The 26,487-nt window shown below is 61.3% G+C and carries 30 protein-coding genes and 1 other annotated feature; of the genes, 7 read left to right on the top strand and 23 right to left on the bottom strand.

From position 1 onward, the window contains the following. Window positions 1-93: 93 nt before the first annotated feature. Together B3C1_RS04015 and efpL are read left to right on the top strand one after the other, a co-directional pair. Window positions 94-588: a DUF3592 domain-containing protein gene (locus tag B3C1_RS04015; RefSeq protein WP_083858254.1), complete on the top strand. Its 495-nt coding sequence runs from the start codon at window positions 94-96 to the stop codon at window positions 586-588. 58 nt (window positions 589-646) lie between these two features. Continuing rightward, the gene (gene efpL, locus B3C1_RS04010) at window positions 647-1,216 is read left to right on the top strand and encodes an elongation factor P-like protein EfpL (RefSeq protein WP_008483085.1); all 570 of its coding nucleotides are present in this window, start codon (window positions 647-649) and stop codon (window positions 1,214-1,216) included. 27 nt (window positions 1,217-1,243) lie between these two features. Here the strand turns inward: efpL and B3C1_RS04005 are convergent, their stop codons facing one another. The 3 genes from B3C1_RS04005 to B3C1_RS03995 form a co-directional block, all read right to left on the bottom strand. Beyond that, window positions 1,244-1,729: an aminoacyl-tRNA deacylase gene (locus tag B3C1_RS04005; protein WP_008483084.1), complete on the bottom strand. Its 486-nt coding sequence runs from the start codon at window positions 1,727-1,729 to the stop codon at window positions 1,244-1,246. A 73-nt stretch (window positions 1,730-1,802) separates the two neighbouring features. Further along, window positions 1,803-2,633, bottom strand: coding sequence for an NAD-dependent epimerase/dehydratase family protein (locus B3C1_RS04000; protein ID WP_008483083.1), 831 nt, complete (start codon window positions 2,631-2,633; stop codon window positions 1,803-1,805). Further along, the gene (locus B3C1_RS03995) at window positions 2,630-3,130 is read right to left on the bottom strand and encodes an MgtC/SapB family protein (protein WP_008483082.1); all 501 of its coding nucleotides are present in this window, start codon (window positions 3,128-3,130) and stop codon (window positions 2,630-2,632) included. The genes B3C1_RS04000 and B3C1_RS03995 overlap by 4 nt, the downstream gene beginning before the upstream one ends. 153 nt (window positions 3,131-3,283) lie before the next feature. On the opposite strand from B3C1_RS03995, the gene B3C1_RS03990 reads away from it, so the two are divergent. Next, a complete protein-coding gene (locus B3C1_RS03990) occupies window positions 3,284-5,179 on the top strand; it encodes a methyl-accepting chemotaxis protein (protein WP_008483079.1) in 1,896 nt (631 codons plus the stop codon). Between the two features lie 77 nt (window positions 5,180-5,256). Further along, entirely contained in the window at window positions 5,257-5,673 is a 417-nt protein-coding gene (locus B3C1_RS03985) for an acyl-CoA thioesterase (RefSeq protein ID WP_008483076.1), read from the top strand. Here B3C1_RS03985 and B3C1_RS03980 read toward each other — a convergent pair. The 13 genes from B3C1_RS03980 to B3C1_RS03920 are packed head-to-tail and all read right to left on the bottom strand — an operon-like array spanning window position 5,670 to window position 16,195. Next, window positions 5,670-6,188 (bottom strand): AraC family ligand binding domain-containing protein, encoded by a 519-nt coding sequence (locus B3C1_RS03980; protein WP_008483071.1) that lies wholly within the window; start codon window positions 6,186-6,188, stop codon window positions 5,670-5,672. The two genes, B3C1_RS03985 and B3C1_RS03980, sit on opposite strands and share 4 nt — an antisense overlap. Next, window positions 6,188-7,354: a methyltransferase gene (locus tag B3C1_RS03975; protein WP_008483069.1), complete on the bottom strand. Its 1,167-nt coding sequence runs from the start codon at window positions 7,352-7,354 to the stop codon at window positions 6,188-6,190. The genes B3C1_RS03980 and B3C1_RS03975 overlap by 1 nt, the downstream gene beginning before the upstream one ends. Window positions 7,355-7,386: 32 nt before the next feature. Continuing rightward, complete coding sequence (locus B3C1_RS03970; protein WP_008483068.1) at window positions 7,387-7,905, bottom strand: DUF3833 domain-containing protein; 519 nt, start codon at window positions 7,903-7,905, stop codon at window positions 7,387-7,389. After that, complete coding sequence (locus tag B3C1_RS03965) at window positions 7,890-8,348, bottom strand: chalcone isomerase family protein (protein WP_008483067.1); 459 nt, start codon at window positions 8,346-8,348, stop codon at window positions 7,890-7,892. The genes B3C1_RS03970 and B3C1_RS03965 overlap by 16 nt, the downstream gene beginning before the upstream one ends. Further along, the gene (locus B3C1_RS03960) at window positions 8,345-8,824 is read right to left on the bottom strand and encodes a DUF2878 domain-containing protein (RefSeq protein ID WP_008483066.1); all 480 of its coding nucleotides are present in this window, start codon (window positions 8,822-8,824) and stop codon (window positions 8,345-8,347) included. Before B3C1_RS03960 ends, B3C1_RS03965 begins: the two co-directional genes overlap by 4 nt. Continuing rightward, window positions 8,809-10,059 (bottom strand): SAM-dependent methyltransferase, encoded by a 1,251-nt coding sequence (locus B3C1_RS03955; RefSeq protein ID WP_008483065.1) that lies wholly within the window; start codon window positions 10,057-10,059, stop codon window positions 8,809-8,811. The genes B3C1_RS03960 and B3C1_RS03955 overlap by 16 nt, the downstream gene beginning before the upstream one ends. Further along, the gene (locus tag B3C1_RS03950) at window positions 10,056-10,784 is read right to left on the bottom strand and encodes a DUF1365 domain-containing protein (protein ID WP_008483064.1); all 729 of its coding nucleotides are present in this window, start codon (window positions 10,782-10,784) and stop codon (window positions 10,056-10,058) included. Before B3C1_RS03950 ends, B3C1_RS03955 begins: the two co-directional genes overlap by 4 nt. Then, complete coding sequence (locus B3C1_RS03945; RefSeq protein ID WP_008483063.1) at window positions 10,781-12,013, bottom strand: NAD(P)/FAD-dependent oxidoreductase; 1,233 nt, start codon at window positions 12,011-12,013, stop codon at window positions 10,781-10,783. Before B3C1_RS03945 ends, B3C1_RS03950 begins: the two co-directional genes overlap by 4 nt. Next, window positions 12,010-12,729, bottom strand: a complete 720-nt coding sequence (locus B3C1_RS03940; RefSeq protein ID WP_008483062.1) for an SDR family NAD(P)-dependent oxidoreductase — start codon at window positions 12,727-12,729, stop codon at window positions 12,010-12,012. Before B3C1_RS03940 ends, B3C1_RS03945 begins: the two co-directional genes overlap by 4 nt. Further along, entirely contained in the window at window positions 12,726-13,154 is a 429-nt protein-coding gene (locus B3C1_RS03935) for a nuclear transport factor 2 family protein (protein ID WP_008483061.1), read from the bottom strand. The genes B3C1_RS03940 and B3C1_RS03935 overlap by 4 nt, the downstream gene beginning before the upstream one ends. After that, window positions 13,154-14,542, bottom strand: coding sequence for a deoxyribodipyrimidine photo-lyase (gene phrB / locus B3C1_RS03930; RefSeq protein WP_008483060.1), 1,389 nt, complete (start codon window positions 14,540-14,542; stop codon window positions 13,154-13,156). Before phrB ends, B3C1_RS03935 begins: the two co-directional genes overlap by 1 nt. After that, window positions 14,539-15,261 carry a MerR family transcriptional regulator gene (locus B3C1_RS19260; protein ID WP_008483059.1) on the bottom strand — a complete coding sequence of 241 codons (723 nt, stop codon included), beginning with the start codon at window positions 15,259-15,261 and terminating at the stop codon, window positions 14,539-14,541. Before B3C1_RS19260 ends, phrB begins: the two co-directional genes overlap by 4 nt. Next, window positions 15,251-16,195: a YbgA family protein gene (locus B3C1_RS03920; protein ID WP_008483057.1), complete on the bottom strand. Its 945-nt coding sequence runs from the start codon at window positions 16,193-16,195 to the stop codon at window positions 15,251-15,253. Before B3C1_RS03920 ends, B3C1_RS19260 begins: the two co-directional genes overlap by 11 nt. A 117-nt stretch (window positions 16,196-16,312) precedes the next feature. Here B3C1_RS03920 and B3C1_RS19255 point away from each other — a divergent pair, with 117 nt between their 5' ends. Next, entirely contained in the window at window positions 16,313-17,077 is a 765-nt protein-coding gene (locus tag B3C1_RS19255) for a DUF1853 family protein (RefSeq protein ID WP_051012877.1), read from the top strand. A gap of 14 nt (window positions 17,078-17,091) precedes the next feature. On the opposite strand, the gene ihfA is transcribed toward B3C1_RS19255, so the two are convergent. The 7 genes from ihfA to thrS form a co-directional block, all read right to left on the bottom strand. Then, window positions 17,092-17,382, bottom strand: a complete 291-nt coding sequence (gene ihfA, locus B3C1_RS03910) for an integration host factor subunit alpha (RefSeq protein ID WP_008483054.1) — start codon at window positions 17,380-17,382, stop codon at window positions 17,092-17,094. 3 nt (window positions 17,383-17,385) lie between these two features. Further along, window positions 17,386-19,764, bottom strand: a complete 2,379-nt coding sequence (gene pheT / locus B3C1_RS03905; protein WP_008483053.1) for a phenylalanine--tRNA ligase subunit beta — start codon at window positions 19,762-19,764, stop codon at window positions 17,386-17,388. A gap of 16 nt (window positions 19,765-19,780) precedes the next feature. Next, window positions 19,781-20,764, bottom strand: coding sequence for a phenylalanine--tRNA ligase subunit alpha (gene pheS, locus B3C1_RS03900; protein WP_008483052.1), 984 nt, complete (start codon window positions 20,762-20,764; stop codon window positions 19,781-19,783). 17 nt (window positions 20,765-20,781) lie between these two features. After that, window positions 20,782-20,903: a sequence feature (Phe leader region), on the bottom strand. Between the two features lie 44 nt (window positions 20,904-20,947). After that, window positions 20,948-21,301 (bottom strand): 50S ribosomal protein L20, encoded by a 354-nt coding sequence (gene rplT / locus B3C1_RS03895; RefSeq protein ID WP_008483050.1) that lies wholly within the window; start codon window positions 21,299-21,301, stop codon window positions 20,948-20,950. 16 nt (window positions 21,302-21,317) lie between these two features. Next, on the bottom strand, window positions 21,318-21,515 hold the full coding sequence (gene rpmI / locus B3C1_RS03890; RefSeq protein ID WP_008483049.1) for a 50S ribosomal protein L35: 198 nt from the start codon (window positions 21,513-21,515) through the stop codon (window positions 21,318-21,320). A 78-nt stretch (window positions 21,516-21,593) separates the two neighbouring features. Then, window positions 21,594-22,139 carry a translation initiation factor IF-3 gene (gene infC / locus B3C1_RS03885; protein WP_035481042.1) on the bottom strand — a complete coding sequence of 182 codons (546 nt, stop codon included), beginning with the start codon at window positions 22,137-22,139 and terminating at the stop codon, window positions 21,594-21,596. Between the two features lie 3 nt (window positions 22,140-22,142). Next, window positions 22,143-24,071 carry a threonine--tRNA ligase gene (thrS, locus tag B3C1_RS03880; RefSeq protein WP_008483046.1) on the bottom strand — a complete coding sequence of 643 codons (1,929 nt, stop codon included), beginning with the start codon at window positions 24,069-24,071 and terminating at the stop codon, window positions 22,143-22,145. A 285-nt stretch (window positions 24,072-24,356) separates the two neighbouring features. Between thrS and B3C1_RS03875 the strand changes: the two genes are divergently transcribed. Together B3C1_RS03875 and B3C1_RS03870 are read left to right on the top strand one after the other, a co-directional pair. Continuing rightward, window positions 24,357-25,703: a M20/M25/M40 family metallo-hydrolase gene (locus B3C1_RS03875; RefSeq protein WP_008483045.1), complete on the top strand. Its 1,347-nt coding sequence runs from the start codon at window positions 24,357-24,359 to the stop codon at window positions 25,701-25,703. Then, window positions 25,654-26,355, top strand: coding sequence for an START domain-containing protein (locus tag B3C1_RS03870; RefSeq protein ID WP_083858252.1), 702 nt, complete (start codon window positions 25,654-25,656; stop codon window positions 26,353-26,355). Before B3C1_RS03875 ends, B3C1_RS03870 begins: the two co-directional genes overlap by 50 nt. The last annotated feature ends 132 nt before the right edge of the window (window positions 26,356-26,487 follow it).

Here is a 26,487-nt window from a genome sequence, read left to right as displayed (position 1 = left end):
ACTTTGTTATGTAAATGTAGACCAAATCCGGGCGTGAACTTACCCCGGAAATGTGCTTTACTCTTGCCTAATTGTCTTTAGTGCCCGGTCTCAATGCAGACAGACGTTCCACCTAACAACGATAATCGCTGGTTGCCGCACTTGCTGCTGGTACCCTTCGTGATCTTCGCGATTATCGCGCTGCTGATGGCCGTAAAATTCAGCCTGTCCGTCCAGGACCGCGTCAGTTGGCTAGATAATGCCCAGAAGACCCGTGGCGTGGTGCGCCAACACTTGGTCAAGCACCTGCCCCAGCGCTTTGGCATGAAGGAAAAGCTGCAGCTGGCCATCTACTACAACGACAAGAAAGGCCATTGGCACGAATTTATTTCCCAAAGTGACCTGACCGAGTACAACCCCTTTGCCACCCCACCCCAAGTCGGGGAAAGGCTCTGGCTCTATTACCTGCCCGACAAACCTCAACAGGCCCGCCTGGCCGATTTCAACGCCTTTTGGCTGCCGGTGATCCTCGAAGGGGTGTTCCTGTTGTTCTCCGCCCTGCTGGGCTTTGGCCCCTTGATTTATATCTGGCTCAAACGCAAAGGCTAAGCTGGCGAAACGGCGGCGCCCGGCATAAGATGCGCCGTCAACGTCAAGGAGATGGCTAATGCCAAGGGCAAACGAAATCAAAAAAGGCCTGGTAGTGGAACTGGGCGGCAAACTGCTCATCGTCCGGGACATCGAGGTGCAAAACCCCAGCGCCCGTGGTGCCGCCACCCTCTATAAGATGCGCTTTTCCGACCTGCGCACCGGCCTGAAGGTAGAGGAAAGGTTCAAAGGCGACGATCTGCTCACCACAGTAGAGATGCAGCGCAGCAACGTGGTGCTGTCCTATGTGGACGGTGACGAACACATCTTCATGGACCAAGCCGATTACACCCAATACCCCATCAAGTCAGCCGATCTGGTAGACGAACTGCTGTACCTGGACGAAAACACCCAGGGCATCATGCTGTTGCTGGTGGACGGCCAGGTGGTAGGCCTGGAACTGCCGCAAACGGTGGAAATGGTGGTCACCGACACCGCCCCCGAACTCAAGGGCGCCTCGGCCACGGCCCGCACCAAGCCGGCCAGTTTTGCCACTGGCCTGAGCATCCAGGTGCCGGAGTACATCAAGATTGGCGACAAGGTGAAGATCCACACCGGCGAGCGGCGTTTTATGGGCCGCGCCGACTGACAAAAAGGGCCGCTAAGCGGCCCTTTTTCAATGCCAGGTCTGATCTTCAAAGGCGATGGCCCCCTGCTTGGCATGGGGGAGCAAGGCTCTGAAGTGTTCACCCTTGATATGCAACAAATCCTTGTGATCGCCACTTTCCATAAAGACATCGTCTCGCCACCACAGGGATTCATCCACCAGGGTTTCCATGGCGAAGGCTTCGCCGATGGCGGGAATGGCGCCCAGTTCACAGTCGCGGAAGCGATCGGCCAGTTCCCGTTCGGAAAGCAGCCGGCAATCGCGGTCAAGGAGCATTCGGACTCGTGACAGGCTCAGCTTGTGGCTGGCCGGTACCACCGCCATGATATGGCGGCCTTCGTGGTCTTCCAGTACCACTGCCTTGGCCATGTACTTAAGGGGTACCTGGCTGGCAATGGCGCTTTGCAGCGCCCCTTCACTGTAGGGATGGTGAATGTGTTCGGCACGCACGTTCCGCACAGCGAGGTAGTTACGCAAGGACTCTGACATGCTCATAACAACCTCCTTCGTCAACGCCCAGCATTCAGTATAGGCGCCGTCCAGGCCGCGAAAATCGGGCCCTTGGCGGTCAGTGACTTAGCAAGGTTTCGAAGTTAAATTGCGGCTCATAGCCCAGCATTTGCCTGGCCTTGGTGATGTCGTAGACCCGGTCGATACTGGCCGGCAGCTGCCAGCCCTTTTGCCGGTAGACCAGCTCCGCCTGGGGGTAGCAGCGGCGGATAACGGCGGCGGCATCTTCTTTAAGTGCCTGGCAATCGGCGCGGGTAAAGGGAGACTGGTTGGAGACGTTAAAGATCTCGAAGCGCGCCAGCGGCGCAGTCAGGGCCTTGAGGTGGGCCCGGGCCCCGTCCCGCTCGTCAAGGCCCCGGTACAACCGGTAATTGGCGATGGCATTGGCCGGTTCGTCCATAAAGCGCGACACTCGCAGCGCCGCCGTGACAAAGTCCTTTTCGAAAAAATCCCGGCACAGGGCTTCGGCCGCCTGCTTGGTGATGTCGTAGATATCCCGGGGCGCCACCGGCAATTGCTCATCTACCCACACCGCCTGGCGATCATCTTCCATGGCGCTGCCGTACAAGGAGGTGGTGCTGGTATAGATAAAGCGCCCCACCCCCTGGTTTTTGGCCGCTTCCAAGAGCCGCAAGGTGGCACCGATGTTGGTGTCCACAAAGGCCTGGCGGCTAAAGCCCAGGTCCAGGTGGCGGCCATGGAGGGCGGCGCAGTGGATAACGGCGCTCACCCCTGCCATTAACGGCTCCAGAGCGTCGCGGCGCAGATCGCAGGGCCTGGCATAATCGCTTGGCGCCAGATCCAGCCCCACAACCGGCAGCCCCTGGGCCCTGGCTTGGGTTACCAGCGCCTTACCGAGACGGCCATTGGCGCCGGTAACCAGGATCATTGGCCCTCCCAGGGCTCTTTGGGCAGGCGCTGGCGCCAGCTTTGGTAGCGCTGGTGCACGCCTCGGCGCAGGGACTGAAAACTGGCCTCGAGCATGTCGACACCGGTCAATACCGCCACCACCACCAGGCTCAGCTTCAAGGCCGTGTAGTCATGGTGTAAGGAGATCACCACCCCAATGCTGGCCAAGGCCCAGATGGCCGCCGCCGAGGTCACCCCGATAACGACCCCATCCCGGGACATCATCACCCCGGCCCCCAAAAAACCGACCCCGGTCACCACCTGGCCGATGATCCGGGAGGGATCAGAGTTTTCGGTGGTCACCGACAGGGCCGAGGCCACGAAAAAGTAGGTGCCCAGCACCACCAGGGCAGAGGTGCGAATGCCTACGGGCTTACCCCGCAACTGCCGTTCCAGGCCGACGATGGCGCCGCACACCACGGCCATCAGGATGTCGCTCCAACGAAAAGGGGCTATGTCCACCAGCTCCTGCCACATGCTTGCTTACCGGCAATGAAAACAAGGGGCTATTGTAGGGTCAGCCCTACAAAAATGCGCGGGGGCCAAGGTGGCTTTTTTCATGACCGATGCTTAAAGAAACACCAGCACTTCGCCGATAGGAGAAAGAGCATACTTCCTTAAGGCGCCCCCATGCAGCACTGGTCACTCCGTTCCAAGATCCTGACCGTTACCGGTCTTTGTTTCCTGTTGTTCTTCGTCGCCGTGTTGTGGCAGAGCCTGTCGGCACTGAAACAGAACATCAACCGCATGTTGGAAGAGGAAGTGGGCCTTTTCGCCTCTGCCTTTAGCAGCAGCGTGGGAGACTGGATGCAGGACAGGCGCCAGGCCATGACCAAGCTGGCCAAGTCCATCGCCGACCACCCCGAGGTGCCCAGCTACCTTTTTCTGGACCAGACCAAAGATGGCTTGGGTTTTTCCCTGACCTACCTGGGCACCCCGGCTGGCGACATGATCCGTAACGATCCCAGCATCAAAAACAAGGACGGTTACGACCCCCGCCAGCGCAGCTGGTACCAGGGGGCCACGCAGGCCAGGGGCAGCTTCCTGACCGCGCCCTTTGTTTCTGCCACCAACAATCAATATGTGGTGACCCTGGCTGAGCCGGTTTGGCGGGACGGAGACATCGCCGGTGTGGTTGGGGGCAACCTGACCCTGGACCAGCTCACAGCCCACGTCAACGCCCTGAAGATACCCGGCAAGGGTTACGCCGTACTGGTGGACAAGAGCGACCAGGTCATAGCCCACCCCGAAACCAGCCGCCAAAGCAAGAAGGCCTCGGCCATCACCAGTGAATTTACCGGGGCCGGCCTAGAGGCCCTGATCAAGACCCGCCACCTCAACGAGCGCCGCCTTGACGGCCGCGACCGCTTTATCTTCGCCGAGGCCATCCCCAACACCAGTTGGGCGCTGATCCTGGTGATGGACAAGGACACCCTGATGGCCCCTGTCCAGCGCCAGCTCTATACCCAGCTGGGGATCAGCCTGGTGATCCTGGTCCTGGTACTGGCCGTGCTGTCCTGGCTGATGAAAATACTGCTCAAGCACCTGTCTGAGATCACCCGCAACCTCGACGCCATCGCCAATGGCAACGGTGATCTGACCATTAGGCTGGCAGTGCACAGCCAGGACGAAATAGGCCGACTGGCAGGCAGCTTCAACCGCTTTGTCGAACAGCTGCACGGCATCATCAGCCGCCTCAGAGAGGCTTCCCAGGGCTTGCTCAAGGAAGCCGAGCAGACCGCCGTCGGTGCCCAGCAGCAGGACCAACGCATCCAACGTCACCAAAGCGAGATCCATATGGTGGCCACCGCCGTCACCGAAATGGCCTCAGCCACCCAGGAGATCTCCACCAATGCCGAGCAAACCGCCTTCTCGGCCCGCAGTTGCGTGGGTTTGACCGAGGAAGGCCGGCGCCAGGTCGAGCAAAGCCAAAAGTCCATCGAGAACCTGGCCGGGGAAGTGGCCCGCGCCAATGGCATCATCGGCGAGCTTAACCACCATGCCCAGAACATCAACTCCATACTGGCCACCATCAGCGGCATTGCCGAGCAGACCAACCTGCTGGCCCTGAACGCCGCCATTGAAGCGGCCCGGGCCGGGGACCAGGGCCGGGGCTTTGCGGTGGTTGCCGACGAAGTGCGGGTGCTTTCCCAGCGCACTCACAGCTCCACCCAGGAGATCCAGGGCATGATCGAATCCCTGCAGCGCTCCGCCAGCCAGGCGGTAGACGCCACCGACCAAGGCAGCCTGATGGCCGAGCGCAGCGTGGCCGACGCAGAGCTTGCCAACCAGAGCCTGGGAGCCATACTGGACGCCATCAACCAGATCAACGACATGTCGGCGCAGATCGCCTCGGCGGCCGAAGAGCAATCCTCGGTGACCCTGGAGATCAACCGCAACACCGAAACCATCAGAGGGGTTGGCGACGAGATGTCTTCTTCCAGCCGCCAGGCCGCCAGCCAGGCCGGCAAGCTACAGCAGCTGGGCCAACAGGTGGCCTCCGAAGTGGGCAAGTTCAAACTCTAAGAAAAGGCGCCTTGGGCGCCTTTCTTCTTTGCTGCCAAGGGGTTAGCCTGGGGTTTTGAACCTTGACCGAGGCGCCCATGGCCCGCATTACCCTGCAATTTCCCACACCTGTGCTCTACCGCTGTCCCCTTACCCTTCGTATCGGCGATATCAACCACGGCCAGCACCTGGGCCATGACACCCTGGTGTCCCTGCTCCATGAGGGGCGCTGTTGCTGGCTGGCCAGCCATGGCCTCAGTGAAGGGGACAGCGGCGGCGCCGCCCAGGTGGTGGCAGAGCTGGCGGTCAATTACCTGGGGGAAGCCTTCTACCCGCAACAGCTGACCATGGAACTGGCCGCCGGGGAGCTGTCCAGCAAAGGTGTAGAGATTTACCAGCGACTCAGCCGGGAAGACGGCAAAGCGGTGGCCGTTGCCAAGGTGGGGTTGGTGTTTTTCGATATGGGCGCCAGGGCGGCGGTGGCCGTACCTGACGCCTTCAAGGCGCTGCTTTAGGCGGGGGTCAGGGCCAGGGGCCTGGGGTCAATATCCAGGCCCTGCTGGTGCTGGCCCTGGCGCCCGGCCTCGATAAGGGCCAGGGGTGCCAAGGCTCCGGGAGCCGGCCAGGGCAAGACCTGGCCCAAGGCTTGGGGCTTGGCGGTAGCTAATTCACCGGCCAGCACCTTGAGCAGCCCCTGGCGATGCTCCCCTTGCGCCGCCGTGGCGCGGGCCAGGGTGGCCGCGAACCAAGGGTCCGCCAGCAGGCCCACTTGCCCCGGCAGGGCCAGGGCCAGGCGCTTGGATAGCCACAGGACGCTAAAGGCGCTGGCATCAGAGGCCCCCAGGGCAAACAGGGTGCCGGCGGGCAGCCAAATCAGATCACCGGGTTTGACGGCAAAATACTGCTTACCCAGGCGCAGGGCGCCCAGCCCTTCTTCCCAGGCGAGCAACAGATCGGTTGCCAGCCGTTGGCGGGCGGAAAGCCTGGCTTTGGCCTGCTGGCGGCGCTCCAGTGTCAATGGCAGGTACATCAGGCATCTCCTTTTCTAGCGTCTATCAGGGCATTGCGGGGGGTTTGGGCTTTGTCGGTAAAGCTGCCCAGGCGCACCTGGTAGCCGGCGTCCACCAGGTAGCAGACCCGGTCCAGCAGCAGCCACAGCTCCAGGGGCCGCCGGTACCAGTGGCGGACCCAATCGAGGCGGCGCACCTTCTGGTGGCGGCGCAGGCCCTCGGCCAGGAAGGGCTCGAGAGCCATCTTTGCTGGCAGGGCCAGCCCTTTCTTCTCCGCCGCCCAGTGGGCGAAGCTGGCAAAGTCGCCGCTAAACAGGGACTTGGGGGCATTGGGCACCGGCAGGTAGCTGTCATCGCCCCGCAGCTGGCGTTGCAGGCTGTCAAAGGCCAGGCGGTAGCCAAGCTCTTTGTGGCGTAGGCGCTCTGCCCTGTCGCCTCCGGTGACCAGCTCTTGCAGCGGCAGGCGCAGATCAAAACGGGTTAGCCCCAGATCCAACTGGCGGCCCAGGGCCGACAGGGGCTGGTAGCGATCACCGGCAATCAGGTGGTAGCAGCAGGGGGACAGGCTGATGGCCTGGGTACCGGCCTTAACCGCATGGACCAGCAGCTGGCTGTGCAGATCGCCACAGGCATGGAGGGCCACGGCGTGCTGCTGGGCCTTGACCCAGCGGCCACTGTCCGGGGCCAGGGCGTCGGCGCAGACAAACTGGTGATCAAGCTGCCATTGGCGGGCCAAGTCCTGGCCCTGGTCACACAGGCTTTGTTGCCATTCCAGGGCTTGTACCGTCAGCCCCTGGCTGGCCAGGGCCCGGCCCAAATGACCTTTGCCGGCACACCATTCCAGCACCGGCAAGCGGGGGGCCACGGCGGCGCTAAAATCCTGTATTTGCTGCCACTTTCGCCCGCCCATCCCCACCGCCAGGCGCTCTGGCAGGGCCAGGGCCGGGCCGCTGATGCGGGGCAAGGCCTTGGCGTGCCAGGGGCTAAGGCCGGGCCTGTGGCGATCGAGCAGGGCATGGAGGGCCGCTTGCTCCATGGCCTCCAGCTCGTCCGGGGTTTTATCCTGCAAAAACGCCAGCTCAGGCCAGGGCCAGTGCTGGGTGTCGAAGGGCAAAAAGCGCCAGTCGGCCTGATAGGCCAACAGCAGCTCGCCAAGGGTGCGCAGTTGGGCGTGGAAGTCTTGCATGGCGGCGCATTATACGTGAGGCGCCGCCATTTTTACTGCTTTTCGAAAAAGAGGGTCACCTGCCCCACCGCCACCCCGAATTTGGTCATGGTGGAGCGGTTGACCAGGTGCTTGTCGTCCAGTTGGTACATCCAATCGTCAAAGCCCACGGTCAGGGTGTCGCCGTCGTCCATGGCCAGCGCCAGATCGTAGGCCCATTGGAAGGCCATGCCCCTGGCCTGGCCCTGGGCCACCCCCAGCACGTCACCGGCGGTGCCGCTGTAGCGGCCATCTCCCAGGGCCTTTAAGGTCCACACCCGGCGCTGGGTGCTGCCGTCGTCATAAACGAAATGCTCGTCCAGGGTGCCGGTATCCCCCTGCCAATTGGCGTCTATGGTCACCACGAAGCGTTTGACTACCCTGTCCCGGTAGTCTTGGAACATGCCTCTAGCCACCAGGCGGCCCTGGAAGTAGTCCTCCAGGCGCAAGGTGGGCTGGCTGCCCTGGTAGTGGTCTATACCCACCGAGCAGCCGGCCAACAGCAGCGCCAGGGCCATCAACAGGTTTCGCATTGCTCCTCCTTACCCAAGAGCGCCTGGCGCAGGCCGGGGGCGCGGGTCTTGTGTGACAGCCAGATGGCCAAGAAGGCCGGGCCAAAGGCCGGATCGTCATTGCTGGCCAGCAGCTGGCCGTTGAAATACAGCCGGCTTTGTTGCTGCTGCACCTCCAGGCGCAGCTCGTCGCCGGCCTGAACGTCCGGGCAATAACGGGCAAGCCAGGCCAGCCACTGGGGCTGGCCCAGGTCTAAACGGCGCCATTCCTTACGGGTCTGGGCCAGGATATCGTCGGCGTCTATGGCCCTTAGGTAGGTGAGGCTCAGGGCCTGGCCGTCCTCGGCCTTGTAGTAGCGGGCATCGTAGAGATCCCAAAAGAGATAGCTATAGCGCCCCTGCCCTTGCAGTTGCCATTGGCCAAAGGCGGGCATGGCCAGCAGCAGGATAAGCAGCCATTTCATGGGCACCACCGGCGCGATTGCAGCATCAGCAGGGGCCAGAGGCCGCCCCACACCAGGGCCAGGGTGGCCAGGCTTTGGACCAGGGGCCAGCCAAATTGCGCCGCCCCAAGCCGCACCCCACCCCAGTAGGCAAAGGCGCCCCCGATAGCCCCCAGCAGGGCTGACAGCCAGGGGCGGTATTTAAGCCAGGCCAGGCTATGGTTGGGCAGCATGGCAAGGGCCGCCCAAAGCGCCATCAGCCAGGTGGGGATCACATAAGGACTGGCTTCGAACACCAAGAACCCAGCCGCCCCCAAGCCGCCGTCAACAATGAGTCCCACCAGTAAAAAAGCCACCATCAAACGGGCATCGGCCTGACGCCTTGGGCTTAACAGCAGGTGCAGCGCCAAAAGCCCCAGGGCCGGCCAGGGGCTTTGCCAGAGCACCGCCCCCAGCCAGGCCAGCTGGAACAGGGCCAGGTTTAACAGCCAATGCATGTCCTGTTCCCCGGGCGGGTGGCCACCAGGTGCACCACGCTGATGGCCCTTTCCCAAAAGCCCCCTTCGCAATAGCACAGGTAGTAATCCCAAAGCCGCTTAAAACGCTCGTCGTAGCCCTGGCTGCGAAGGCCCTCGAAGGCGCCGTGAAAGCGCCGCCGCCACTCGGCCAGGGTACGGGCGTAGTCAAAGCCGAAGTCCTTGAGATCCCGCACCACAAAGTCGGTATGGGCCGTCATCAGGCTCAGCATGCGGGTGTTGGACGGCAAGCAGCCGCCGGGAAAGATGTAGCGCTGGATAAAGTCCACCGAGCCGGCATAGCTGTCGTAGCGCTGGTCCCCTATGGTGATGGCCTGAAGCAGCATCAGGCCGTCGGGCTTTAACAGGGACTGGCACTTGGCGAAAAAGCCCGGCAGGTAGCGGTGACCCACCGCTTCAATCATCTCGATACTCACCAGCTTGTCGTACTGGCCCTTGAGGTCACGATAATCCTCTTTAAGGAGGGTGATGCGCTCCCCCAGGCCTTCGGCTGCGACCCTGGCCTTGGCTTCCTGGTACTGGGCCTCGGAAATGGTGGTGGTGGTGACATGGCAGCCGTAATGGCGGGCGGCATAGAGGGCCAGGCCGCCCCAGCCGGTACCGATCTCCAGCAGCCGGTCTCCGGGTTTGAGGTCCAGTTTTTCACAGATCACCGCCAAGCGGTGCTGCTGGGCTTCTTCCAGGCTCGCCTCTGGATGGGGATAGAGGGCCGATGAATACATCAGGCTGTCGTCAAGAAAGCTCTTGTAGAGGGTGTTACCCAGATCGTAATGGGCCAGGATATTGCGCTTGGAGCCGCTCTTGGAATTGCGGTTGGCCAAGTGGGCCAGGCGCTGCACCGGCCAGGTCAGCCAGGCCAGGCGCCGCTCCAGGCTGTCGAGCATGGGCAGGTTGAGCACCATGATCCGCACCAGGCTAACCAGGTCTGGGCTGTCCCACAGGCCAGCAACGTAGGCTTCCCCTGCCCCTATGGAGCCCCCCAGCAGCGCCTTGGGGTAGAAGGCCGGGTCACGCACCTTCAGCAGGGCCACCGGTTCCCCGGCGCCAAAGCGGTGCTGGCCTTCGTCGTCCTCCAGGGTCAACTGCCCCTCTTTAAGGTGGCCAAGCAGGGCCAGCAAGGCTTTCTTGGCCAGGCGCTGGCCCGTGCTCAGGGCGGGCTGGGGCACAACTTTGGTTTGGCTGGCAGGGTCTGTCATGCCGTCTCCTTGGGGTAACCGTAAAATTTCACGCCTTTAAGGGCCAGTTTCAGGGCCTGCCAGTAGATGCCGGCCACCACTGTGGCGGTCATCACCGGCCGGCGCAGCAGTTGCCGGCGCACCGAGGCCAGGGTCAGGGGCTCGCGGTGCATGGCCAGGGTGGCGTCAAAGACCCGGCCGCGCTGGTCATGGTTTTCCAGGTGCACCAGCAACGCTTCGTCCGGCACCTTGAGGCGCCAGTGGTATTGCTGGTCCATGGGGTTAAAGGGGGATACGTGAAAGGCCTTGGCCTGGTCCGGCACCTGGCCGTCCTTGACCAAAAAGCCGTAGCAGTGGCGCTGGTTCCAGGGGGTGTTGGACACCTCGGCCATAAAGTGGCTCCAGGTGCCGTCCTGGTCGAAACCGTAGTAGAAATTGACCGGGCTAAAGTAGAGCCCCAGGGTCCTAAGGTTAACCAGGCCATAAACCTTGCCGCTGGGGGCCGAGCCGGTCAGCTCCTGCCAACGCGCCCTTAGGGCGTCGTCCAGGGGCATGGCCGGGTCCCCCAGATAATCGGGGCGATGAAAACGGGCCAGGGCCCAGCGGTCGCTGGCAAACCAGCGCCCCACCGGCGCCGGCAGCTGGCCAAGGTCGAGCCACCACATGAAAAAGGGATAGCTGAAGCTGTGGCCTTTGGGGAGATGGCGGCGGTGGCGCACCTGCCCTACGTACAGGGCGCTGCTCATGGGGTGGCTCCTAGGGCGTCGCACACCCGCAGGGCGCTGCGCACCCCGTCTTCGTGAAAGCCGTTAAACCAGTAGGCGCCGCAGTAATGAATACCCCCCTGCCCCGAGATGCGCTGCCACTGCTGCTGGGCGTCGATGGCGGCCAAAGTGTAAACCGGGTGACTGTAACGGTAGCGGCCCAGCACCTGGCTTTCGTCCACCTCGTCGTTCAGGGTCACCAGGTACTGATGTTGCTTGGCCAGGCGCTGCAGGATATTCATCTGGTAGGTCACTACCGCCTTGCCCCGGCCCCGCCCCAGACGGTAGTTCCAACTGGCCCAGGCGCGGCGGCGCTTGGGCAGGTGGCCCTGGTCGGTGTGTAACACTACATCGTTATCACTGTAACCCAGGGCGCCCAGCACCGCCTTTTCTCCGTCGCTAGGTTCGCTAAGCATGGCCAGGGCCTGGTCGGCATGGCAGGCCAGTACCACCTCGTCAAAGTCCCAGCTCTGCTGGCCACTGGTCAGCCTGACCCCTTGCGCCAGGCGGGTAATGCCGTGGATGGGGGTGGCCAGGTGGATTTGCTGGCGATAAGGGGCCGTCAGCGGCCCTATGTAGCTGCGCGAGCCCCCTTCGATGGTGAACCACTGAGGGCGGTTGGCCACGTCCAGCAGGCCGTGGTTTTCAAAAAAGCGGGCAAAAAACTGCAGGGGGAAGTCCCGCATTTCATCCAGGCCCATGGACCAGATAGCCGCCCCCATGGGCAGCAAGTAGCAGTCCACAAACCAGCGGCCAAAGCCGTTCTTATCCAAAAAGGCGCCCAGGGTCTGGGCGCTGGGGCTGTGCAGCTCGGCCTTGGCGGCCTTGTTGAATTTGAGGATATCCCTGATAAGGGCCCAGAACTTGGGGCGCAGCAGGTTGCGTTTCTGGGCAAACAGGGTGGCCAGGCTGTGGCCGTTGTATTCGAGGTTTTGCTGGTCACTGCGCACCGAAAAGCTCATCTCGGTGGGCTGATAAGCCACCCCCAGCTCCCCCAAAAGGTGCTGGAAATGGGGGTAGGTCCTGTCGTTAAAGACGATAAAACCGGTGTCGATGGCGCTCTTTTCCCCGCCATGGTCCAGATCCACCGTATGGGTATGGCCCCCCAGGCGCTGATCGGCTTCGAACAGGCTGACATCATGGTGCCTGGACAGGTAATAGGCGGCGCTCATGCCGGCAATGCCGGAGCCGACGACGGCGATACGTTTCATTGTTTTATCATCCTGCTGGCAAGGGGCCGCCACAGCCATTGGGGCAACAGCCCCAACAAGCGCAGCGGCCAGGTAAAGGCTTTGGGAAAATGAATATGGCGCCGGCCCCGGGCTATGCCCTGGCGGATATGGCGCGAAGCCGCCACCACGTCGATGGCCAGGGGCATGGGAAAATCATTGCGGTCGGTCAGCGGGGTGCGGACAAACCCCGGGTAGACAGTGCTGACCGCCACCTTGTGGGGGGCCAGGGTGATGTCCAGGCATTCGAGCAGGTAGCGCACCGCCGCCTTGGAGGCGCCGTAGGCCTCGGCCCTTGGCAGGGGCAGGTAGGCGGCGCTGGAACAGACTCCTACCAGGCGGGCCCCTTCCCGGCCCAACAGCTTGGGTAGCAGTCCTTCGATGCAGATGGCCATGGACTCCACATTGGCGCGCATCACCCGGATAAAACTGGCGGCATCAAAACCGGGCATATCCTGGTATTCGCAGGTACCGGCGTTGAGGATGACCAGATCCAGGCCGCCGAGGGGAGCGCACCAGGCCAGCACTGCGTCCCGGTCGGTAAGGTCAAGTTGAGCGCAGTTCAGGCCGAGCCTGGCAAGCTCGGCCAGGGCCTCGCGGCTTCGCCCCAAGGCCCAGACCTCATGGCCGGCGCCGTGGTAGTCCAGGGCCAGCTGGCGCCCTATGCCGGAAGTGGCTCCCGTCACCAGCACCTTCATTGGGCGAGCCTCCCTTTAACCCAGCGCACCAGGGGCCCCAGCAGCGGCAGCCGCTCATAGAGCATGGCGCCAAGGTCAAAGTAGTCCCGGTGCAGGCTGACCTTGCCGTCCTTGTCGAACAGCAGTTGGCTGACACCGTCAAACTCAAAGCGGTGGCCAGCATTGAGGCGGGGGTGGCAGAGCACCAGGGTCCACTGCACCCAAGCCTTGTTCCCCACCACTTCGCTGCTCTGGTAGCGAAAATGTACCGCCTCGACGTTGTCGTACAGGCTCTCGAAATAATGATGCAGGGCCACCAGCCCTTCCAGCTGATGGGCCGGGTCGATAAAGCGCACATCCGGGCTGTACATGGCGTCCAGCAGGTGCAGGTTGCGCCTGTCCAGCTGCTGGTAGTGGTCTAGGAACTGCGCCAGAGCCTCTTCCATTACCCCTCCTTGAGGGCCTTGAACATGGCCAGGGTTTTTTGCCTAGCCTGTTTGTGGTCCACCAGGGGCTTGGGATAGTCCAAGGGACCCGGGTAGCGCTGTGGCTCGAACAGGTACTTGTCATCAAGTCCTTGAAGCTCTGGCAAAAAACTACGGATAAAGCGGCCGTCAGGATCAAAGCGCTTGCCCTGTTCGGTGGGATTGAAGATACGAAAGTAGGGGGCGGCGTCGGTGCCGGTACTGGCCGCCCACTGCCAGCCGCCGTTGTTGGCGGCAAAGTCGCCGTCGATGAGGTGGCGCATAAAGAAGGCTTCCCCCAGGCGCCAATCGATCAGCAGATCCTTAACCAGGAAGGAGGCCACTATCATCCGCAGCCGGTTATGCATCCAGCCGGTTTGCACCAGCTGGCGCATGGCGGCATCGACGATGGGAAAGCCGGTCCGCCCTTCACACCAGGCTTTGAAAGCCGCCTCGTCATAGGACCAAGCAATGGCGTCGGTGTCGGCCTGGAAGGCCCGGCCCTTGACCACCAGGGGATAGTGCCAGACCACGTGCTGGTAAAAATCGCGCCATATCAGTTCGTTAAGCCAGGTGCCTGGGCCACTGGCATCGTCCCAGACCGCATCCTGGTGCTCGTGAAGCAGCCGCCACAAACACTGGCGCACCGACACCAGGCCAATGCTCAGGGCCGCCGACAGCCTGGAGGTGATATCCAGGGCTGGAAAGTCCCGCTGTGCCTTGTAATCGGCCACCCGTTCGGTGACAAAGCGGCGCATGGCCAGCAGGGCCGCCTCTTCATCCTGGGGCCAATCGGCAAGCTGGCCGTCAAATGCGCTGTCTGAAAACTCCGGCACCGGCGCCTGGCTAATGCTTTGCCCTTTGAGCCTGGGCTGCACCTCTGGCAAGGCCGCCATCAGTTTGGCTTTCAGCTGCTTTTTAAAGGGGGTAAAGACCCTGTAGGGCTGCTCTTGGCCGGTCAGCACCGACCCCGGCGGCGCCAGTAAGGCATCGTCGCTAAAGTGGCAGGCAATGGGTAAGGCGGCGGCTACCGCCTGGTCCCGGGCCAGCTCGTTAACCAGGTATTCGCGGTTGGCGTAAAGGGCGCTGATACCCTGTTCCTGACAATAACGGGCCAGAAAGGCCGGTATGGCGGCAAAGTCGTCCAGCGCCACCACATCCAAGGGGATGCCCAGCGCCGCCAAGTGGCCGCTTAACTGCGTCACCGCGTTATTGATAAGGCGCATTTTGACCGGCGCCATCTGGTGCAGCCGCCATTGGCCCGGGGTGGCGATAAAAAGCCCCCTGACCTGCCCTGCCCTTGCCGCCTGCACCAAAGCGCTGTTGTCCAGGCTGCGAAGGTCGTTTCGAAACCAGACCAACTGGGTCATAGGGCCTCCTGAAATGCAAAAGCGCCGGGCAACACACTGTGATGGGCCGGCAATTCCCCCTTGATGGCCCCCAGGAACAAGAGGTCTACGTTAAGGGCGGCCAGGGCCAAGCGCAGGGCCTTGTCGTCCAGGCTGTCCCCCAGGTCGATAAGCTGGTAGCGCTGGGACAACACCGCCGCCACCATCTGCCGCCACAGCAGCGGTAACTGCCCAGCCAACACCGCCGCCGGCCGCTTTTGCTGCTGTTGCAGCCGGCTAAAGGCCGCCAGGCGCAGGCTAAGTTCCCCTTCCAACAGGCCCCTGGCCGGCTCCGAAAAAGGCCCCTGGGGCCATTGTTCCAGCTGCTGCCAAAGGGCGCTGCACACCAGCTCCAGGGGTTGCTCTTTCAAGAGTTGTTCAAGGGCCTGGCGCAGGCCCCGCACATTGAGGCTTTGGGCCAGGGCCAGGATGGGGGTAGCCAGGGCATCGGCCAGGGGGGTGGCTACCGGTTCGGGCAAGCCGGCCAGCAGCTTTTTGATCTCCCCCAGGCTTACCCCCATGGCCAGGTAGCGGCAGATCTTGGCGACCTTATCCAGTTCGCTGCGGGGATAGAGGCGGTGGCCCTTGGGGGTGCGCTGGGGCTTTAACAGGCCATAACGACGCTCCCAGGCCCGCAGGGTTACCGGCAGTACGCCGCTTTGCTCGGCCAGCTCGCCGATTTTAAGAAGGTCAGAGTCCATAACGCAGTTTCAGGTCCACAGGATAAGGATTGAGGTAACTTTGCTCGGCCAAATAAGGCACCGGGTGGCGGCTAAGGTGATGGTTTATGAGGGTCAAGGGCACCATCAGCGGCACCAGCCCTTGGCGGTACTGGTCGATAAGGCTGCGCAGCTCGCCCTTTTCTTCCCGCGACAGGGCCTTTTTGAAAAACCCCTGCAAGTGCATCAGCACATTGCTGTGGTCCTTCTTGCTGGCCGGGTGGGCCAGGGCCGCCATAAAGTCGGTGATATACCGCTCGGCCAGGGCCGGTAGCTCGGCAGGGTCGGCCTTGGCGATAAGGGGCCCCAATTCACGGTAAAGCTTTTGGTTGTGGGCCAGCAGCAAAAACTTGTGCCGCCGGTGAAAGGCCATCAGCCCGGAGACACTGAGCCCTTCGGCCAGCAAGACCAGCCATTGGTGGTAGGTCATCACCCGCATCACGAAGTTTTCACGGAGCAAAGGGTCGTGCAGGCGGCCGTCTTCTTCGATAGGCAGGTTGGGGTATGCGGCCATCAACCGGGCGGCAAAAAGCCCTACTCCCACCTTGCCAAGCCCTTCCCCTTCCGGGGTATAGACCTTGACCCTTTCCATGCCGCAAGTGGGCGATTTACCACAGAGGATATAACCGGCCAGGTGGCCAAGGCCCGGCAGCACCTTGTCGCTATAAGCGTGGAGGTCGTCGGTAATGTCCCAGCTACCGTCCTTGGTGCCCACCAGCCTTGGCCGCTCGGCGTTACCCACCAGGCGGATGGTGGGTCTGGGTGAGCTGAGCCCTACGGCCATCTCCGGGCACAGGGGAAAGAAGCGAAAATGCCGGCCCAGCTCGTCTGCCACAAAGCGGGACAGCTTATGGCCGCCGTCAAAGCGAACCTTTTCCCCCAAGACACAGGCACTAACCCCGACCCAGATGCTCATTGCCGCCTCCAAATCTATACAAATTTAATTTTGTGTATAGGTTTTAATTGATGATGGCAGATACGCGTACAAGTTACCAATGGATCACCACAGCCTCGGCCGTGTTAGCCTTAGGCCATGAACATCGTCTCCTTCACCCCACAAGATGCTGGCGCCATGGTGCGCTGGGTACTGAACAGGCCGCCGCTGCTGGCCCTTGGGAAGAGCGCGCACTTGCCGGCGCCCGGCCAGCTGGATCTTGAGGCCCTGGCCCAGCAGTTGGGCCGCACCCAGCGCCTGGGCCAGCGCTTTGAATGGCTGGTAGCCGCTATCCTGGCCGGCTCCGGGCGTTACCAAATACTGGCCAAGGACAGCCCCCTGGTGGTGGACAAGCGCACCCTGGGGGCGCCGGACCTTATCCTCAGGGACAACCACAGCGGCCAGCTGGAACATTGGGAGCTGACCGTCAAGTTCTACCTGGGCCTGCCCCAGGGCTGGCTGGGCCCTGGCCAGCGGGACTGGCTGGAGCACAAGGCCAGCCACCTGGCCCGCCAGCAACTGCCGCTGCTCAGTACACCACAGGCCCAAGGCTGGCTGGCCGAGCGCGGCTGGGCCATCAGCGAGCGACGGCTACTAAGCCGAGGGCTGTTATTCGGACAAGGGCCGGCACATGACTGGTTGGCACAGGGCCATGAACAAGGAAGCTGGTTTCGGCTTGGAGAACTGCCTGCCGGGCGCTGGTATGGATTGGCGCGTTGGCAATGGCTGGCGGAAGTGGACACCGCGCAGCTAGTGCCCTTTAACGGGATAACAGACCAGCCGCTGATGTTGCTGGACGCTAATACCGGCCTTAGGCACATGCTGGTGCCCAGCGATTGGCCGCAAGAAAAAGGGGAGCCCTAGGCTCCCCTTTTTCATCACTCTTGAACCGTCTCGACGCGGCTCTTGAGCTTCTGGCCAGGCCGGAAGGTCACTACGCGCCGCGCAGAAATGGGAATGTCCTCTCCGGTTTTTGGGTTACGACCGGGACGTTGGTTTTTGTCCCGAAGCTCAAAGTTGCCGAAGCCGGAGAGCTTGACCTGCTCTCCACTTTCGAGTGCCTGACGGATCTCCTCGAAAAAGGACTCCACCAGCTCCTTGGCTACCCGCTTGTTGATCCCCAACTTGGTAAAGAGGTGCTCGGCCATTTCTGCTTTGGTCAGCGCCATAGATCACTCCCTCAAGGATGCGTTGAACTGGCTTTTCAGCGCCTCGACGACTTGGTTGACCACTTGAGCGATCTCGCTGTCTTCGAGGGTGCGCGCTGTGTCCTGAAGCGTCAGACTGACTGCAAGGCTCTTATGGCCTTCAGCGACGCCCTTACCGCAATACAGGTCAAACAAGTTTACGTCAACTACCTGATTTCCGCCAATTTTTTGCACGACCTCGAGAATATCACCGGCAGCAACCTCGTTTTTCACCACCAATGCCAGATCGCGGCGGTTGGCGGGGAAGCGAGAAACCGGCTTGGCGTCGGGAATGCGGCGTTCACCCAGTAGATCCCATTGTAATTCAAAGACCAAAGGTTGCGACTTCAGGCCGAGGGCTTTTGCAGCGGCCGGGTGCAGCACACCAAAGTGGCCAACCACCTCGCCATTACGCAAAATCTTGGCGCTTTGGCCCGGATGCAAGGCATCGAGGTCACTGCGCTCGAAGCGGAACTCGCCGATAGCGCCGGTCAGGGACAGCAGTTGCTCCAGGTCCCCCTTGAGGTCGAAGAAGTCGCAGCCGCGCTGCTCAAGGGTCCAGTGCTCACCAAAGGCACTGCCGGTGATAACGCCGGACAGCATCTTCTGCTGCTTGAGCTCGCCATCGCGGGTGACAAAGCGCAGGCCGCTCTCAAAAAAGCGCACCCGGCTCTGCTGGCGGTTCTGGTTGTGCAGCACCGCCTGCAGCAAGCCCGGCCACAAGGAGACCCGCATGGCGGACATTTCCACCGAGATGGGGTGCGGCAGGATTTGCACTGCTTCACCGGGGAACAGCGCCGCCTGGGCCTTGGGCTCGACAAAGCTGTAGGTAATGGCTTCCTGGTAACCCAAGTCCACCAGCAGGGAACGCACCCGCTTGAGGCTCAGTTCCGCTTCGCGGTGCTGGCTCATCACCAGCTTGGCTTGGGGAGCCTTGTTGGCGATGTTGTTGTAGCCAAAGACCCGGGCCACTTCTTCGATGAGATCTTCTTCAATCTCCATGTCAAAGCGGTAGCTTGGCGCCGTCACTGTCCACTGGCTGCCGTCAAAGGCAGGCTCTGTGCCCAGGCGGGTCAGGATCTCGGTAACCTTGTCATCGGCGATGTCGGCGCCCAGCACCTTGGCCAGGCGGGCCTTGCGCAGCACGATTTGCGCGCCTTTAGGCAGATGCGCCTCGGCTGCCGCTTCCACCACGGGGCCAGCTTCGCCGCCGACGATGGCCAGCAGCAGCGCGGTGGCACGCTCCATGGCTTTATGGGTCAGCTGCGGGTCGACGCCGCGCTCGTAGCGGTGGGAGGCATCGGTGTGCAGGCCGTATTGGCGGGCACGGCCGGCGATGGCGGTGGGGGCAAAGAAGGCCGCTTCCAAGAAGATGTCTTGGCTGTCGCTGGTCACGCCAGAATGCAGGCCGCCAAAGACACCGGCCATGGCCAGGGCTTTGCTAGCGTCGGCAATGACCAGGGTGTTATCGGCCAGTTCCACTTCGGACTCGTCCAGCAGCACCAGCTTCTCGCCTTTTTCGGCCAGGCGCACCTGGATGGCGCCATCCAGTTTGGCCAAGTCGAAGGCGTGCATGGGGTGGCCGAGCTCAATCAGCACATAGTTGGTGACGTCCACCACCGCATCGATGCTGCGAATACCGCTGCGGCGCAGGCGCTCGGTCAGCCACAGGGGGCTGGGGCGGGAAAGGTCCACACCCTTGATCACCCGGCCCAGGTAGCGCGGGCAGGCATCGGGGGCCTTGAGGCTGATATCCAGCTTGTCATTGATGCTGGCGGCAACCGGGGCGCAAGGCTCAGGGGTAACGTCGAGGTTATTGAGTACCCCTACTTCCCGGGCCAGACCCAGCACGCCCAGGCAGTCGGCGCGGTTGGGGGTCAAGTCCACTTCGATGATGCTGTCGTTGAGCGCCAGATAATCGCGGATATCGGTGCCGATGACGGCGTCCGCCGGCAGCTCGATGATGCCGTCCGCTTCAATCTCGATACCCAGCTCGCTGAAGGAACAGAGCATGCCGTGGGACGGCTGGCCGCGCAGCTTGGCTTTCTTGATTTTGAAGTCGCCGGGCAGTTCGGCGCCCACTTTGGCGACCACCACTTTCAAGCCCGCTCGGCAGTTGGGGGCGCCGCAGACGATGTCCAGCAGCTCTTCTTCGCCCACATTGACCTTGGTGACCCGCAGCTTGTCAGCGTCGGGATGCTGGGCGCATTCCACCACTTCCCCCACCACCACGGTGTGGAAGCTGCCGGCGACCGGCTCGATGCCGTCCACTTCCAGGCCGGCCATGGACAGTTGCTCGGACAGGGCCTGGGTATCGATGGCCGGGCTTACCCATTGGCGCAGCCAGTTTTCAGAAAATTTCATGTTCGGACTCCCTGCCTTAGTTGAACTGCTTCAAGAAACGTACGTCGTTCTCGAAGAACGCCCGCAGGTCGTTAACGCCGTAGCGCAGCATGGTCAGGCGCTCAACGCCCATACCGAAGGCAAAGCCGGTGTACTTTTCCGGGTCTATACCCACAGCCTTGAGCACGTTGGGGTGCACCATGCCGCAGCCCAGTACTTCCAGCCATTTGCCGTTCTTGCCTTTCACGTCCACCTCGGCAGAGGGCTCGGTGAAGGGGAAGAAGCTGGGACGAAAACGCACTTCCAAGTCTTCTTCAAAGAAGTTCTGCAGGAAGTCGTGAAGAATGCCTTTGAGATCGGCAAAGGAAATGTTCTCGTCAACCAGCAGGCCTTCGACCTGGTGGAACATGGGGGTGTGGGTCTGGTCGTAGTCGTTACGGTAGACGCGGCCAGGGGAAATGATGCGCAGCGGCGGCTGTTCCACTTCCATGGTGCGAATTTGCACGCCGGAGGTCTGGGTGCGCAGCAGCATGTCAGGGGTGAAATAGAAGGTGTCGTGGTCCGCCCGGGCCGGGTGATGGGCCGGAATATTCAGGGCGTCGAAATTGTGGAAAGCATCTTCGATTTCCGGGCCTTCTTTGACCGCAAAACCCAGCTCACCGAAGAAGCTCTCGATACGCTCTATGGTGCGGGTCACCGGGTGCAGGCCGGCCAGGGGCTGGCGGCGGCCCGGCAGGGTCACGTCCACCTGTTCGGCGGCCAGCTTGGCATTCAGTTCCGCTTCCACCATGGCGTTCTTCTTGGCGTTCAGTACCTCCTGAACCGCCTCTTTGGCCTGGTTGATAACGGCGCCCGCCTTGGGGCGTTCTTCCGGGCTAAGGTCACGCAGAGATTGCATCTGCAGGGTCAGCAGGCCCTTTTTACCCAGGTAGTCGACCCGGATGGCGTCCAGTGCCGCCATGTCCGTAGCGGCCTCGACGGCGGCTGTGGCCTGGCTGACGATCTCGTCAAGATGTTGCATGGCGTCCTCGTATCACAAACAAAAAAGCCTCCCGACGGGGAGGCCTTGGGTTTCCTTTAGCTTCTTCTTCACCAAAGCAAGGCCTCCTGGAGTTCAGGAAGTAAAGAAGAAGCTAAAGAAAAACAGTGTTCGCATTGGATTGTCCCTTCGGGGCAAAAAAGGGGGGCAGAGCCCCCCTCCGTCTTACAGAGCTGCCTTGGCCTTTTCAACCAGGGCAGTGAAAGCGGCTTTGTCGTGAACAGCGATGTCAGACAGAATCTTACGATCGATTTCCACGGAAGCTTTCTTCAGACCGTTGATGAAACGGCTGTAGGACAGACCGTTCTGGCGGGAAGCCGCGTTGATACGGGCAATCCACAGCTGACGGAACTGACGCTTCTTGGCGCGACGGTCACGGTAAGCGTATTGACCGGCCTTGATCACGGCCTGGAAGGCAACGCGATAGACGCGGCTACGAGCACCATAATAACCTTTAGCGGCCTTCAGAACCTTCTTGTGACGGGCACGAGCGGTTACACCACGTTTTACTCTTGGCATCTCAAATCCCCCTCAATTACAGGTTAGGCAGCATACGGTCGACCAGCGGCTTATCCGCAGCGGCAACCATGTGAGTGTCGCGCAGCTGACGCTTACGCTTGGAGGATTTTTTGGTCAGGATGTGGCGCAGGTGAGACTGCTTGAACTTATAGCCACCAGACGCGGTTTTTTTGAACCGCTTGGCAGCGCCACGATGGGTCTTCATTTTAGCCATTACGAATAACTCCGCATTGTTAACGTCTAACAACCAGGGCGAACGGGCCAGATTGGCCCGCTACTTGTGGGCGCCTGGTTATTTCTTTTTAGGTGCCAGCACCATCACCATCTGGCGGCCTTCCATTTTCGGGAAGGACTCGACAACAGACAGCTCTTCGAGGTCAGCCTTGATCCGCTCAAGCAGGTCACGACCCAACTCTTGGTGCGCCATTTCACGACCGCGGAACCGCAGGGTGATTTTGGCTTTGTCACCGTCTTCCAGAAAGCGAACCAGGTTGCGCAGTTTTACCTGGTAGTCGCCTTCATCTGTGCCAGGGCGGAATTTGATTTCCTTCACCTGGATCTGTTTCTGCTTTTTCTTTTGTTCTTTTGCGCTTTTTTGTTTCTCGTAGAGGAACTTACCGTAGTCCATGATCTGGCAGACCGGCGGCTCAGCGTTAGGGCTGATCTCAACCAGGTCCATTTGGGCTGCTTCAGCCTGGGCCAGTGCGTCCTGGATCTTCACGACGCCGATCTGCTCGCCTTCGGCACCGATCAGGCGCACTTCTGGGATACGGATCAGGTCATTGATACGGTGTTTCGGTTTCTGCTGGACCACTGGGCCCCGTCTTCCGCCTTTAATACGTTATTCCTCCACGGTTTGTTGTCCCCGGCTGGCGATTTCGCCTTCGAGCTTGGCGATAAAGTCAGCCAGCTGGAATTTGCCGAGATCTTGTCCTTTGCGCGTGCGGACGGCAATTTCGCCGGATTCCCGCTCTTTGTCCCCCACAACCAAGAGGTAGGGAACGCGCTTAAGCGTGTGCTCGCGGATTTTAAAGCCAATCTTCTCGTTTCTCAAGTCGGCCTTGGCGCGAATACCCGCTCTTTCAAGGGTTTTTACCACATCCTGCACATAATCGGCCTGGGCATCGGTGATATTCATCACCACCGCCTGGGTCGGCGCCAGCCAAGCAGGGAAGAAGCCGGCGTACTCTTCGATAAGGATACCGATGAAACGCTCCAAGGACCCGAGGATGGCGCGGTGGATCATCACCGGCACCTTGCGGTCATTGTCTTCGGCCACAAAAGAGGCGCTCAGACGACCCGGCAGGGCGAAGTCCAGCTGCACGGTACCACATTGCCAGGCACGGTTGAGACAATCGTGCAGGGTAAATTCGATTTTAGGGCCATAGAAGGCGCCTTCACCGGGCTGCAGGTCGAACTCGATACCCTTGGCCTTGAGGGCTTCTTCCAGGCCTTTCTCGGCCTTGTCCCAGATGGCATCGGAACCGATGCGCTGCTCGGGGCGGGTAGAGAGTTTAACCTTGATGTTTTCAAAGCCGAAAGTGGCGTAAGTGCTGTACACCATGTCGATGCAGCTGGCCACTTCCGCCTGGATTTGGTCTTCGGTACAGAAGATGTGGGCGTCATCCTGGGTAAAGCCACGGACCCGCATCAGGCCGTGCAAGGCGCCGCTCGGCTCGTTGCGGTGGCAAGAGCCGAACTCGGCCATGCGCAGCGGCAGGTCGCGGTAGGATTTAAGGCCCTGGTTGAAGATCTGCACGTGGCCCGGGCAGTTCATCGGCTTGATGGCGTAGTCGCGGTTCTCGGAGCTGGTGGTGAACATGGCGTCCGCGTACTTTTCCCAGTGGCCGGAGCGCTCCCAGAGCACCCGGTCCATCATCAAGGGGCCCTTGACTTCCTGGTAGTCGAACTCGCGCAGTTTTTCGCGGATAAAGGTCTCGAGCTGGCGGAAGATCAGCCAGCCGTCGTTGTGCCAGAACACCATGCCCGGGGCTTCTTCCTGGAAGTGGAAGAGATCCAGTTGCTTGCCGATCTTGCGGTGGTCGCGTTTTTCCGCTTCCGCCAGCTGCACCAGGTAGCTGTTAAGGGCTTTCTTGTCGGCCCAGGCGGTGCCGTAGATGCGTTGCAGCATCTTGTTCTTGGCATCGCCACGCCAGTAGGCGCCGGACACCTTCATCAGTTTGAAGTGGTGACAGAACTTCATGTTCGGCACGTGGGGGCCACGGCACATGTCGACGTATTCTTCGTGGTGGTAAAGGCCCGGACGGTCATCACGGCTGATGTTCTCGTCCAGAATGGCCATCTTGTAGCTTTCGCCACGGGACTCAAAGGCGTCGCGGGCTTCTTGCCAGCTCACCTTTTTCTTGATGACGTCGTAGTCCTTTTCGGCCAGCTCATGCATGCGCGCTTCCAGCTGCTCCAGGTGTTCCTGGGTCAGGGGGAAGTCCAAGTCCACGTCGTAGTAAAAGCCGTTGTCGATCACCGGGCCTATGGCCATTTTGGTCTGGGGCCACAGCTGCTTGATGGCATGGCCCAGCAGGTGGGCACAGGAGTGGCGCAGGATCTCCAGGCCGTCGGTGTCCTTGGCGGTGATGATGGACAGGCTGGCATCCCTGTCGATAAGGTCGCTGGCATCCACCAGCTCGCCGTTGACACGGCCGGCGATGGTCGCCTTGGCAAGGCCTGGGCCTATATTGAGGGCCACATCCATCACGGATACGGGGTTGTCGAACTGGCGGACGGAACCGTCTGGCAGGGTAATAGCAGGCATGAGCTTTCCTTTGTCAGTGGTGACCCGTACCAAGGGCCACATGAAAAATAACAGATTGAAATGTCAGTTGCTTACCACCCAAACCAAGGGCGTCTCGGCAGCGGGATCCCCGCCCTGACCTAAAAGCGAAGGGCAATGATAGCGGCGATAATGACCGGCGCGCAACGGCCATGAAGCACAGCGGCTCGCCTTGGTCGCAAACCAGGGGCTGGGCACCGCAGCAAAGGCCCCTGCCCTTGGGCCCTGCTGCTAGGGTGAGAGCACCGACAACAGGAGCAAAAGACCATGAAAAAGACCCTGCTTGCCACCGCCTTGCTGCCGCTGCTGGCCCAGGCGCAAACCCCGCCCCCGGCAGAAAATCCGGCCCTCTATCAGGTGGTGGACGCCGTCAACGCCGAGCGGCTGCAAAAGGACGTGACCAAGCTGGTGGGCTTTGGTACCCGCCATACCCTGTCCGACACCCACTCCGATACCCGAGGCATAGGGGCGGCTAGGCGCTGGTTGGAGCAGGAATTCAACGCTATCAGCAAAGACTGCGGCGGCTGCCTGGAGGTGATCACCGTCAAGGGCACCGTCAGTGGTGAAAAAAGGGTCCCCAACCCCACCGATATCGTCAACGTGGTGGCCATCAAATGGGGCAGTGAAGACAAAAAACGCATGGCGATGATCACCGGCGATATCGACTCCCGGGTCTCTGACGTCATGGATTTTACCAGCGACGCTCCCGGCGCCAACGATAACGCTACCGGTGCGGCCGCCACCTTGGAAGCGGCCCGGGTGCTCAGCCACCATGACTTTCCCGGCACCCTGGTGTTCGCCGCCCTTTCCGGTGAAGAGCAAGGCCTTTTTGGCGGCAAGATCCTGGCCCAATACGCCAAAGACCATGGCTGGAACATCGATGCGGTCATCAATAACGACATGATTGGCAACACCAGTGGTATCGACGGCATTGTCGACAACCACACCATAAGGGTATTTTCCGAGGGCACACGCGCCGTGGAAACCCCACAAGAGGCCAACTACCGGCGTTTTACCGGCGGTGAGTTGGACTCCCCTTCCCGTAACCTTGGCCGTTATATCAAGGCACTGGCCCACCAATACCAGCCGATGCTGGACGTGATGATGGTCTACCGCCTGGACCGCTTCGGCCGGGGTGGCCACCACAGGCCCTTTAACGAAGCAGGCTTTCCTGGGGTGCGGCTGATGGAGGCCCATGAAAACTACCACCGCCAGCACCAGGATCTGCGCACCGAAAACGGCATTGCCTACGGCGACGTCCTGGCCGGGGTCGATTTTGACTATGTGCGCAAGGCAACGGTCCTTAACGCCCTGACCCTGGCCTCCCTGGCCTGGGCCCCCAAGCCTCCGGAAAACGTCAAGATTGACGGGGCGGTAAGCGCCGATACCCAGCTGTCTTGGACCCTGGGCCAGGACAAACAGCTGGCCGGCTACAAGGTGCATTGGCGCTTGACCACCGAACCCACTTGGTCCCACAGTCGCTATGTGGGCAAGGTGGACAGCTATCGCCTTAAAGGAGTGGTCATTGACAATTATTTCTTCGGTGTTTCGGCGGTCGCCAAAGATGGCAGCGAAAGCCCTGTGGTATTCCCGGGCCCGGCCGGGGCTTTCTAAATGGTTGGGGGCCCTGTTGCTGGCCCCCTTGGCCTCCTTTGCCGGCCCCTGGACCTTGAAAAGCCAGCAGGACGGCATCAGCCTTTGGACCCGTGAAAATCCACAAGGCCTCGTGGACATAAAGGGGCAATGTGAGGTGGTGACCCGCTTGTCGGCCTTTGTGGCGGTAATGGAAGACATGGCCAGCATGCCCAAGTGGGTGGCCCACAACGCTGGCACCCGGCGCCTGGCCAAACCCTCAGCCACCGAAGACATCATCCACAGCCGTTTTCACCTGCCCTGGCCCGCCAAGGACAGGGACATGGTGACTTATTCGCGCTGGTCCCAGGGCGAGGACGGGGTCTTGCACCTGGATATCGAAGACAGGGGTCAGGCCTATCCGGCCGAACCCGGGTACCTGCGCATGAATGGGGTCGAAGGTCATTGGACCCTGACCCCCCAGGGAGGCGGCCTGACCGAGATAAGCTACCAGGGCAGCGCCGATCCGGCCGGGCTGTTACCTCACTGGCTGGTCAACCGCATTGCCACCCGCTCGACCCGCCAAACCTTGGCAGGGCTCTGTGGGCGCATCACGGCCCTGGATTACCAAGACAGCCAGTACCCCTTTGTCACAGAACCTCCGGCCACCCGCACCCGCTCCGAGCGGCGCTGACGCCATTAAACTGTCATGACCCTGTGGCAGACTGATTGCCGTCAACCACCGCCATGCAGGAGTGCAGCATGGTCAAGTCACCCAACAATGCTTCCTTTACCAAAGCCCTGCCTGGGCTTTGCCGACGCCTGG

The organism is Gallaecimonas xiamenensis 3-C-1 (genome assembly GCF_000299915.1).
Lineage (GTDB): Bacteria > Pseudomonadota > Gammaproteobacteria > Enterobacterales > Gallaecimonadaceae > Gallaecimonas > Gallaecimonas xiamenensis.
The sequence above is the reverse complement of the archived record's forward strand: the minus strand, read 5'-3'. Positions and strand labels throughout refer to the sequence as shown.